Annotated in this window: 8 protein-coding genes and 1 other RNA gene; all 9 read right to left on the bottom strand. The window is 49.1% G+C overall.

Annotation, left to right across the window (positions count from 1 at the left end; translation table 11 throughout):
* Window positions 1-20 precede the first annotated feature (20 nt).
* Entirely contained in the window at window positions 21-1,190 is a 1,170-nt protein-coding gene (gene mraY / locus H8K38_RS10480; protein ID WP_186884777.1) for a phospho-N-acetylmuramoyl-pentapeptide-transferase, read from the bottom strand.
* 1 nt (window position 1,191) lies between these two features.
* Complete coding sequence (gene murF / locus H8K38_RS10475; protein ID WP_186884776.1) at window positions 1,192-2,589, bottom strand: UDP-N-acetylmuramoyl-tripeptide--D-alanyl-D-alanine ligase; 1,398 nt, start codon at window positions 2,587-2,589, stop codon at window positions 1,192-1,194.
* Window positions 2,589-4,124, bottom strand: a complete 1,536-nt coding sequence (locus H8K38_RS10470; RefSeq protein WP_186884775.1) for a UDP-N-acetylmuramoyl-L-alanyl-D-glutamate--2,6-diaminopimelate ligase — start codon at window positions 4,122-4,124, stop codon at window positions 2,589-2,591. Before H8K38_RS10470 ends, murF begins: the two co-directional genes overlap by 1 nt.
* Window positions 4,124-5,887, bottom strand: coding sequence for a penicillin-binding protein 2 (locus tag H8K38_RS10465; protein WP_186884774.1), 1,764 nt, complete (start codon window positions 5,885-5,887; stop codon window positions 4,124-4,126). Before H8K38_RS10465 ends, H8K38_RS10470 begins: the two co-directional genes overlap by 1 nt.
* On the bottom strand, window positions 5,884-6,159 hold the full coding sequence (gene ftsL / locus H8K38_RS10460; RefSeq protein WP_186884773.1) for a cell division protein FtsL: 276 nt from the start codon (window positions 6,157-6,159) through the stop codon (window positions 5,884-5,886). The genes H8K38_RS10465 and ftsL overlap by 4 nt, the downstream gene beginning before the upstream one ends.
* A complete protein-coding gene (gene rsmH / locus H8K38_RS10455) occupies window positions 6,156-7,115 on the bottom strand; it encodes a 16S rRNA (cytosine(1402)-N(4))-methyltransferase RsmH (RefSeq protein WP_186884772.1) in 960 nt (319 codons plus the stop codon). Before rsmH ends, ftsL begins: the two co-directional genes overlap by 4 nt.
* A gap of 9 nt (window positions 7,116-7,124) precedes the next feature.
* Window positions 7,125-7,553, bottom strand: a complete 429-nt coding sequence (gene mraZ, locus H8K38_RS10450) for a division/cell wall cluster transcriptional repressor MraZ (RefSeq protein WP_186884771.1) — start codon at window positions 7,551-7,553, stop codon at window positions 7,125-7,127.
* Between the two features lie 430 nt (window positions 7,554-7,983).
* Complete coding sequence (locus H8K38_RS10445; protein ID WP_186884770.1) at window positions 7,984-11,178, bottom strand: EAL domain-containing protein; 3,195 nt, start codon at window positions 11,176-11,178, stop codon at window positions 7,984-7,986.
* A 274-nt stretch (window positions 11,179-11,452) separates the two neighbouring features.
* An RNA gene (gene rnpB / locus H8K38_RS10440) (RNase P RNA component class A) lies at window positions 11,453-11,792 on the bottom strand.
* Window positions 11,793-11,858: the final 66 nt, after the last annotated feature.

Here is an 11,858-nt window from a genome sequence, read left to right as displayed (position 1 = left end):
GAAAATAACAAAACCAGACTTCAACGTAACTTCAGTGAAGATAAGCCAACCAATACCAGCAACATCGTGATGATCCAGAAACGCACGACCACCTGCGTTTCCTTCCAACCTTTTTTCTCAAAATGATGATGCAGAGGTGCCATCAAAAATAAACGGCGGCCCTCACCAAATCGTTTTTTAGTAAATTTAAAGTAAGACACTTGCAAGATAATCGACAGTGTTTCCGCGACAAAAATACCGCCCATAATGAACAAAACGATTTCCTGTCTGACGATTACCGCCAGCGTGCCGAGCGCACCACCCAGCGCCAATGCGCCGACGTCGCCCATAAACACCTGCGCCGGGTGAGCGTTAAACCACAGGAATGCGAGACCGGCACCGGTCATCGCGCCGCAGAAAATCAGCAATTCACCGGCTCCCGGAATATGCGGAATCAATAAATATTTCGAGTAACCGATATGTCCGGACAAATAGGCGAACAAACCTAATGCTGTACCGACCATAATCACGGGCATGATGGCAAGACCATCGAGTCCATCCGTGAAATTCACTGCATTACTGGTGCCGACAATCACGCAATACGTGAGTGCGATAAAGCCCCAGACGCCGAGTGGATAGCTGATCGATTTAAAAAACGGCACAATCAAATCTGCCTTCGGCGGTAAATCCATACTGAAACCCGATTGCACCCACGCAAACAGCAATTCGAGAATTTTGGAGTTACTTGGTGCCGATACCGAAAACGCGAGATAAAACGCAGCAGCAATACCGATCAATGATTGCCAGAAATATTTTTCGCGCGAACGCATGCCTTCCGGGTCTTTGTAAACAACCTTGCGATAATCATCAACCCAACCGACCGCACCGTAACCCAGAGTCACGATCAACACGACCCAGATGAAGCGGTTACTCAAGTCAGACCACAGCAGCGTGGACACCGCAATCGAAATCAAAATGAGTACACCTCCCATAGTTGGTGTACCAGACTTCACCAGATGCGTTTCCATGCCATACGAACGCACGGCCTGACCGACTTTCAGGCGAGTCAACATACGGATCACCGCTGGCCCGGCAAAAATGCCGATCGCCAACGCGGTCATGGTCGCAAATACTGCGCGGAACGTGATAAAACCGAAGACGCGTAGCAGCCCCAGATCCTGTTTAAAAATTTCTGCCAACCAGAGCAACATGCTAATGAGTTCCTGTTATTTTTTGTTGTGTTGAAGTGCCGTCATCCGCCGCCAACAAATGGCTGACAACGCGTTCCATTTTCATGAAACGTGAGCCTTTGACCAGTACTGTCTTTTCCTGATGAATACTGTTGTCTAAGGCCCTGAATAAATTCTGTATATCGGTGAAATAGTGTGCCCCGGCATATGCCGTTGCCGTATGGGCGACCAGATCACCAAGTAAATACAGCTCTGTAATACCCTGAGCTTTGGCATATTCGCCGATCTCTTTATGAAACTGAGCGCCGTTTTCGCCCACTTCACCCATGTCACCCAGTACCAGAACAGTAGCGCCGCCGATCTGCGTCAGCACATCGATTGCAGCACGTACAGAATCCGGATTGGCATTGTAGGTATCGTCAATCACCATCGCGCCACAGCTGGCTTGCTTACGCTGCAAACGGCCATTCACCGGGCTGAAATTCTCCAGGCCAGCAACGATTAATTCGTCAGAAATTCCTATCGCGTGGCAGCACGCGGCGGCGGCGAGCGCATTCAATACATTGTGCTGACCGGCTGCCTGCAAATGAACCTCAGACGAGCGGCCTGCTATATGCATGTTGACTTCACTACCGAATGGGGTCGCCACAAAACTGGCATGGACTTCGGCATCGCTGTTTAATCCAAAGCGAATAACTTTACGTTGTCCGCGTTCCGCCGCATATTGCTGCCACAAAGAACAATATTCATCCTCCGCAGGAATAACAGCAACACCGTCATCTGGCAGCGCTCTTATAGCTGCACCATTTTCTTCAGCAACAGCTTTCACCGTCTGCATAAACTCCTGATGTTCACGCTGGGCGTTATTAACTAAGACGACTGTCGATAAAGCAACTGAGGCCAGCAAGGCAATTTCCCCGGGATGATTCATACCCATTTCTATCACTGCTGCCCGGTGCGATGGGTTGAGACCAAGGATAGTCAGCGGTACGCCGATTTCATTGTTCAGATTGCCGCTGGTCGCTAAACGACATTCGACACCAAAAGCCACGCTCAGAATCGATGAAATCATTTCTTTAACGGTAGTTTTACCGTTACTGCCAGTCACCCCGACGACAGGCAACATAAACTGTTGCCGCCAGTATCGGCCGATCTCAGCTAATGCCAGTTTGGAATCCGGCACGATCAGTGCAGGTAATGCAAAATGTTCCGGTATCCGTTCTGCCACAACGGCGACTGCGCCTGAAATGGCAACCTGCGCGAGGAAATCATGGGCATCAAAATTTTCACCACGCAAGGCAACAAACAAATCCCCCGCCTTAATTTTGCGGCTGTCGGTGGTTAAACCTGTGACCGCTGCGTCCGCTTTCATGGTCGCGGATGTCAGCACTGGCTGCAATTGTTGAAGAGTAAAATGCATCAGCTACCTCTCTTCATGTTGCCGCTGGTTGCCACGGTTGCCAGCGCAAGCGCAGCATGTTCTTCATCTGAAAATGGCCATTTCTTACCATTGATATCCTGATAGGTTTCATGCCCTTTGCCTGCCAGCAGCACCACATCCTGATCACCAGCGTGTTTAATTGCGTACAAAATTGCGTTTGCCCGGTCTTCGATGATGTGGGGAGTTTTACTCATCTCTGCCACAATCTGCCCGATGATATGAGCGGGATCTTCGCTGCGCGGATTGTCGCTGGTGACAATCACGTGATCCGCTTGCTCCGATATCCGTCCCATCTGTGGACGCTTGCCCGGATCTCGATCACCGCCACAACCAAAAACACACCATAGTTGTCCACCGCGCTCATCCGCGACGAGGCGCAAAGCTTCAAGAGTCTTTTCAAGGGCATCCGGTGTGTGGGCGTAATCAATCACGACCATTACATGTCCGGCAGTACCGGCTAATTGCATGCGACCTGGCACCGGCGGTAATTTCTCTATCAGCGCCAACGCTTTCGGCAAAGGAATTCCTTTACTCAACAGAGCAGCAAGGACGCCAAGAATGTTGCTGACATTAAACCGGCCTATCAGTTGTGTTTTCACCAGACCGGAGCCAAACGGCGATTCGAGATGAAAGCTGGTTCCGGCATGCGTTGTTTTCAAATTACTGGCGCTCAGTAAAGCAGTACCTTCGTAACTTGATTTTTCTAGGCTGTAAGTCATCAAACGCACGTCTGGCCGTGCCTGCTGCAAATGCGCTAAAAGTTTAAGCCCGAACACGTCATCGAGATTGATGATGGCGGTCGTCAAACTATTCCAGTCAAACAAGCGTTGTTTGGCGGCGGCATAGGCATCCATATCACCGTGATAATCTAGGTGATCGCGTGTCAGATTAGTGAATAAAGCGACGTCAACATGTAAGCCATTCAGCCGCCCCTGATCCAGACCAATGGATGATGCTTCTATCGCCAGCGCCTCTGCACCATTCTTCTGCATCACAAACAACTCGCGTTGCAAACTGATTGCGTCCGGCGTTGTAAAGCCCGTTTCTGATAACTGGCCTAATACACCCTGATGATAAATGCCGGTACCCAGTGTGCCTATCACTGCGGTGTCACACTTTTCCATTGACAGCGCTTTTGCCAGCCACTGACTGCAGGATGTCTTACCGTTGGTGCCGGTCACAGCGACGCTGAACATAGCCCGATCTGGATTTCCATACCACTCGTTGGCGATCAACCCGAGTTGCTGCGATAAATCCGGCACTGCAAAATGAGGGACTGAAATACTCTCATTCCACACGAAAGTGTCGCCATCCGCAACGTCATATACAACTGCAATTGCACCACGAGCAAGCGCATCAGGAATATATTTGCGGCCATCGCCATGATGCGTGCGGGCGGCAAAAAACACATCGCCAATAATGATTTTTGCCGAATTTGAGCACAACTGTGCGTCAGGTGCGACTTGCCGCAGCCAGTTAACAATCTCGTTAATGGATATTTTTTTATTGGTCATTACATGCTCTCCTGCACGCTATTGTCAGGAATGATGCTGGTGACAGATGAATCAGGTGGCACGTTCATAGAGCGCAATACGTTCGCGGTGATTGCAGCAAATACCGGGGCAGCGACGATACCGCCAAAATGACCGCCAGCGCTTGGTTCATCAATCATCACAGCAACGATGACTCGTGGATTCGATACCGGAGCAAAGCCAATAAAGTCGCCGACATATTTATTCACGTAGCGACCACCTTCTATCTTATGTGCAGTACCGGTTTTTCCCGCAACGCGATAGCCGGGCACACGTGCCTGCGTTGCGGTACCACCCGGCTGTGTTACCGACTCCATCATGACGCGCAATTGCTGCGCTGTTTTGTCGGAAATCACCCGCTGCGCTGCCGGAGCGTCACTAGTTTTTTGAAATGTGATCGGTATCATGTCGCCGTTGCGCGCAAAAATCGTATACGCACGCGCCATTTGCAGCAAGGACACCGACAGGCCATGACCGTAACTCATCGTCGCCTGCTCGATGGGCCGCCAATTTTTATAATTACGCAAACGACCGGCAACGGCACCGGGAAAACCAATTTTCGGCTGCTGACCAAAACCTAAGGTGGTAAACAACTCCCACATTTCCTTAGGTGGCATTTGTAACGCCATTTTGGCGACGCCGATATTTGAAGATTTCTGGATAATCTGCGCAACGGTCAGCACAGATTCTTTATGGGCGTCATGAATCACATCCCGGCCTATCGTCATATAACCCGGTGCGGTCTGAAATACGGTATCCGGAGTAACCCGTCCGGTCTCAAGCGCCAGTGCAACGGTGAAGGGCTTCATGGTCGAACCCGGCTCGAACGTATCGGTAATAACACGATTACGCAACTGCGCACCGGTCAATACCGAGCGGTCGTTCGGGTTATAGCTGGGCAAATTCACCAGAGCCAAAACCTCTCCGGTGTGTACATCAAGCACAACGGCGCCGCCAGCTTTTGCCTTGTGTTTTTCTACTGCATCTTTTAAATGGGTGTAAGCGATATACTGAATCTTGCTATCAAGCGACAAGGTCAGCTCTTTGCCATCATGTGGTTCACGAATAGCACGAATATCTTCAACGATGCGACCAAGGCGGTCTTTAATGACGCGACGGCTACCCGTTTTACCTGCCAGATTTTTTTCCGAGGCGAGCTCAATTCCTTCCTGCCCGATATCTTCCACATTCGTGAAGCCGACGACGTGTGCCATGACTTCACCTTCTGGATAAAAACGCTTGTACTCTTTGCGGGTTTCAACACCAGGAATAGCAAGCGCCTGAATTTTGTCGGATATCTGCGGTTCTACCTGCCGCTTCAGATACACAAACTGACGATCAGAATCGAGTTTCTTACGTAACTCAGCCTCACTCATATCGAGTAAGGCTGCGAGTTGTCGGATTTTATCTTTGGGCGCTTCCAGAACATCATCGGGGATCGCCCATATCGCCTTTACCGGTACCGATGACGCCAGCACCTGACCATTCCGGTCTGTGATTTTTCCGCGCGTTGCCGGTAACTCTAATGTACGGGCATATCGATTAGCTCCCTGCTTCTGCAAAAAATCCGTCGTCATTCCCTGCAACCACAAAGCACGGGCGATCAGCGCAAAAAAAGCACCGAATAATAAAAACAAGACCAGCCGGGAACGCCAGATAGGCAATTTCACTTCCAACACCGGATTGGAAGAAAATGAAACACCGCGTGAAGCAGCTGTGCGCGACATGTTCCCAGCACGGCTCATTTCAGCTCCGCCGCTTTCAGATATTGGGTACGCGCCGGCGTGACCGGCACCATATTCAGTTCCTTGCTCGCGGTTTCCTCAATGCGCGAGTGTTTACCAAAAGTGGATTGATCCAGTTTCAATTGTGTCCATTGCAATTCATATTGTTTGCTGAGACTTTGCTCACGCTCGAGCTCAATAAACAAACGTCGAGCCTGATACTGAGAATTAATCAGAGACAAAGCACAGGCGATCAATGCGATTGCCAGAAAAATGTTCACGCGCGTGATCATTTCAGCACCTCTGGCAAACGTTCAGCAATACGCAAGATCGCCGAGCGCGCACGAGGATTGGCAACCACCTCGGCTTCAGAAGGCTTAATCCGGTTCAGCAAACGCATTTGTGCTTGCGGTAAATCGACGTGACGGATAGGCAAGCGCCGGTCTGGCTGCTCAAGTTTCACTTTAGAAGCAAAAAACTGCTTCACTATCCGGTCTTCAAGAGAATGAAAACTGATCACCGACATCCGCCCGAAAGGAGAAAGCGCAGCAAAAGCAGCATCAAGCCCTATCTCGAGATCTTCAAGCTCCTTATTGACGAAAATCCGTATAGCCTGAAAGGTGCGAGTTGCCGGGTCCTTGCCCTTCTCGCGAGTTTTGACGGCGTGCGCGACAAGTTCGGCGAGTTGTCGGGTTCCAGTAATGGACTCCGTTTGCCGGCGAGCAACAATCGCCTTTGCAATCTGAAAAGCAAACCGTTCTTCCCCATAATTTTTTATCACCTCCCTGATTTTTTCTTCTTCTTCCACTGCCAGCCATTCAGCAGCAGACATGCCACGACTGGTATCCATCCGCATATCAAGCGGACCGTCTGAGCGGAAACTAAAACCACGGCTCGCGTCATCCACTTGCGGTGATGAAATACCCAGATCCATCAAGATACCATCCACTTTACTGACGCCGAGTTCTTCGAGCGCTGCGGTCATTGCAGCAAAACTGTCATGCACAATATGAAAACGGGGATCACTGATTTCAGCTGCACTGGCAATCGCCTGCGCATCTTTATCAAAAGCAATCAGACGACCTTTCGGTCCGAGCTGTTGCAGGATCAGGCGGCTATGCCCACCTCGCCCGAACGTGCCATCAATGTAGATACCATTTGCCCGTTCACCGGCTATGCCGAGTGCATCCACTGCCTCATTCAAGAGCACAGTTGTATGGGTATATTCTGTCGCCTGCTGTATCGTCATTGCCCGCGATCAGAAAGTAAAATTGTTTAGTACATCAGGAGCACCAGCCGCTTTCGCGTTGGCTTCATTTTCGGCAAGCTTACCGGCATCCCATATTTCAAAATGGCTCCCCATGCCCAGCATCATGATGTCACGCTGAATACCAACGGCATTACGCAACTCTGGTGCCAGCAAAATACGGCCAGCACTATCCATATCGACGTCATATGCATTTCCCAGAAAAATACGCTTCCAGTCACGCGCCTGGATAGGCCAGGCGGCGATTTGCTCGCGATGAGATTCCCAGGTCGGACGCGGAAACAGCAACAGGCACCCGTCAGGATGGCGGGTCAGGGTGATGTGGCCCTCGTATTGTTCGCTCAGGGCATCACGATAGCGGGCAGGAATTGACATTCTGCCTTTCGCATCGAGATTGAGTGCGGATGGACCCTGAAACACGCTTTTACCTTTTACCTGGACTTGGATTGATATGACTCAGTTTGCGAAGATAAATGAAAATTGGGGATTTATCCCACAAAATTACACTTTCTCACACTGTTTCCCACTTTAGAGGATGCTATCAACATGGTCAAGTGAAATTACTCAGAAAAACAGCAGTTTCTTTAATGAAGTCAATGACTTAGCGCAACTATCGAGAAAGTTAATTTATTCAAATAACTGAATAAAATTAATGAGTTACAGAAGATAGTGAAAGTGGCTTGTAATACACGGAGGAATAAAGAGCTTAAAATCCCGCGTCATTGGATCTCTTAGGGTAATTTTGAGGATGTTGCGACCGTGTTTGCCGACGTTCGCCTGCATTTCCAGCGGCAAAGATGAAATGAGAGAGATCACAAGTAAAGATCGCCTCTTGAATAAGGCGATGGCTTTAATTCACTTGCTGTTGCAGCAGTTGAAGAAATTCTTTTGCAGGCACCGCTTTACTAAAATAAAAGCCCTGATATTCGTCGCACTTAAAATCAGTCAGAATTGCCAGCTGCGTCTGCGCGTCGACACCTTCTGCAATAACTTTTAGTCCCAGGGTGTGCGCCATCGCGACGATGGCTAATACGATCGCGGTGTCATTCGGGTCATCCGGGATATCTTTAATAAATGAACGATCCACCTTCACACTATCAACAGGAAATCGTTTCAGATAAGCCAGGGAAGAATAACCGGTACCGAAATCATCGATGGAAAGGCTGAAACCCGCCGACCTGAAGCCATCCATCAACACTATCGCCTGCTCACGGTTATGCATCACCATACTTTCCGTGATCTCAAATTCAATAGCATCGGCAGGCACCCGCCAGAAATCGACGATACCTTTAATTTCATCTAAAAGCTGAGGGTCATTGAATTGCGAGCCTGATAAATTAATCGCAATCCGCCCAAAATCACTGTCCATCTGACGGAAGCTCAGCACATCGCGACAGGCAATATCGAGCACGAGCATGCCGAGCCGGCTAATTAAGCCCGTTTCTTCCGCCAATTCAATAAAATCTCCGGGATAAAGAATTCCACGCTCAGGATGATCCCAACGAACCAAGGCTTCGGCTCCGACGATCTTTCCGGTCTGCAGTGAAATCTTAGGCTGATAATACACAACAAATTCCAGTCTCTCTAAAGCCTTACGCAAACGAGCCTCAAAAGCCAACTGCTCGATTGTGTGCGTATTCATTTCAGATGCATAAAACTGGTAATTATCCTTACCCTTATTTTTGGCTCTGTACATCGCGATATCCGCATTTTTCAGCAGAGTTTGCGCATCGTGTCCATCCGCGGGGAAAGTGGCAATACCAATGCTAGCGCTGAGTTGACATTCCTGACCATGAATTTCAAATGGTTGCGATGCTTCGAATAACAGTTTGTCCGCGACGTCCCCTAAATCACGTGGGTCACTGAATTGATCAATCAGCAAAATAAACTCATCACCGCCAACTCTGGCAATGATGTCCGATTCCCTTAAGACCTGTCGGAAACGTTGAGAAATACTGCGCAAGACACGATCACCTTCATCATGACCAAAGGTGTCGTTAATATTCTTAAATCGATCCAGATCGAGAAAAAGCACCGCAAGCTGACAGCTGTTTCGCTCCGCCAGTGCCAAAGCTTTGGCGAGATGCTGATGATATAAAAACCGGTTGGGTAAACCAGTAAGCTCGTCATAATGCGCCAGTTGCAGTATTTTTTTCTCGGAGCGGCGGCCTTCAATCGCGATCGTAGCGATCTCGATCATGATGCCAATCAAACTCATATCGTCATCGCTTAATTCTTGCGATTCCGCCAGTAACACCGTGAAACTGCCTAATATGTGGCCATGCTTATCCATCAACGGCCATGCACTGCCAGCATTTATTTTACCCAACGCTTCCAGATCATTGACGAACTGCATCGATGGCGCTTGCTGAAAATTACTGAGCTGCACCGGGCAGGCGACTAATACAGCTTCGCTCCAGATCCCACTACCATGCGCAACCGGCATATCGACGATCTGTTTCGATAATATTTCAGGAAAACCGCGTCCAACACTTTGAATAAAAGTTCTCTGATCATCGGCTAGTAACTGAATTCCCACACACCAGAATGGCCGTAATTTTTCGACAAAATCACAGACTGAGCTCAGAATAAACAGCGGATCTTCATTCGCACCGATCAGTTGCAACAGATGATTCTGTGCCTCCAGCAATTGCTCTGAATATTTCTGGGCGCTAATGTCTCTCTCGGTACAAAACAACAGCCTCTCGCCATTTAACTCAACCAGGCTGAGAGTCACCTCGTTGTACAGGGTATTCCCCTCTCTCTCCATGATCGATTCAAAACGCTGAGGAATACCATCAAAAGCCCGTTCGATGAATTGATCAATCAAAGTATCACCGTCAGTTTGCGGCGTGCCCGGCATCGCTTGCAATATGGATGAAAACTCACCCGCTTTGTGACCGACGATATCGGCGACACTGCTAACGCCAAACAGCCTGACGGCAGCGGGATTGCAATCGACATAACGATGATCTTGATTAATCAGCAAAATCGCATCTTCTGCGCCGCTAAACAGCAACCGATATCGCTCCTCACTTGCCTCTATCCGGAGGCGGGAGTGATTTAACTGCTGCACCTGCCTTAACAAGAGCCAGATCAGAATCAGGATAAGAATAAGCGTCGCTGATGTGTACAGCATTTTATGCCTGACCCTGCTCTTCCAATCCGACAAAATATTTTCGACATTGCGTGCATATAACAGCGTCAGTGGAAATCCTGCGACTTTCCGATAGGTGTACAAAAATTCACCACTGCCATCCTGTAGTGCGCCACCATAAAGCGATCCCTCTCTGGAGCCATCGACGATCGCCGACAATAAAGCTGGCTGCTTAAGGCTACGATTAAAAATATAATTATCAGCTGGTGCCCCGGTCAGGACGATTCCGTTCAAATCATGAAGTGAGACCGACGCCACGCTGCCGCGTGCAACCAATTCATAAAACTCTTGTAGATAGTTGAGGCGCATTTGCACTTCAAGAATGCCAGCGCGCTGGCCATTCAGCCCCATCACGTTTCTAGCAACTGGCAATATCCACTGATCAGAACTTGTCAACTTGATTGCGGCCCCCACTCTTAATTGCGTATCGGTGGGATTACTGATGAGCGATGTCACATGCAACTGTGGCGATAACGCTGGTGTTGGCCGAAGCTGCTGAGATGAGCTATCGACAAAATCAGAAGCAAGATGCTGCCCCTGAGTATCAAACAGCGATACCGCACTCAATAACTGAGAATGGTGACGTTGGTTCGCTAAAATCTGTTCCGACGTGCTTTTCTGAGCATCTTTTTCAGGCGGGTAAGTAGCGACCTGTTCACTGATCGCATCCATCAACTGAACAACTTCACTTAATGCGCGATTGGCATGCTCTTCAAGAATACGGACGGTGAAGTAACTATCCTGCTGGGCGTCAGACAAGGTCAGATTTTTATCCTCGGCAATCGACCACCAGCTCTGCGCCACAATGACGGCAAGAATCAGACAAGTGCAAAAGGCAAATATCTTCAGGGGAATAATCCGTTCTTTATTTTTGCCTCGGTTTTCCATGAGTCTGGAATAATTTATCGTTAATAGGTATTCAGAACAGGCGTTTGCAATTATCAGACAGGATATTAGTCAGCAAGCTGCTGCATATAAACCGGATTGTATTGCGGCAAGTGAGTGTAACATCAGTTTTTTTGAATTAGTCCGATTTACAACAAACAGAAGCGCAATCGCGTAATGCTGCAAAAAATGAACATGGTGCGGTATCTGGAGTTGTGTCAGAGATGATTCTGAAAGATAGCGGTCGTCTGCGCCTGACAACGACCAATGGAAAAAGAAGTAAAGCAGGCCGGTAGGCCGGATTCTGTTACGGTCTTTCATATTGCTATGACCGACTATGACAATCATTCCTCTAGGCGACGGATTGCTCCGCCGCTCAAGCTTTCTACCCGCACGCTCCGCGAGCCACCTCAACGCGTGCCTATTTGAAATTGCTCCGGGTGGAGGTTACCGCGTTTCACCGTAACTTAATACGCTCGTCTCTGTGGCCCTATTCCTCGTCTTATACCTTGCGGCTTTCAACGTACGGCCGTTAGCCGTCACCCTGCTCTATGGAGTCCGGACCTTCCTCCCGTCACCATATTGCTATGGCAACCAGCGATTGTCTGGCCTGCTTCGGGCGCTATTTTACTCTACTCACCCGCAATTCGTTCGCAATTCGTCGTGACTCATCAATAGCGCTG

It is taken from the genome of Undibacterium sp. FT79W (assembly GCF_014284215.1).
GTDB classification, from domain to species: Bacteria; Pseudomonadota; Gammaproteobacteria; order Burkholderiales; family Burkholderiaceae_D; genus Undibacterium; species Undibacterium aquatile.
The sequence above is the reverse complement of the archived record's forward strand: the minus strand, read 5'-3'. Positions and strand labels throughout refer to the sequence as shown.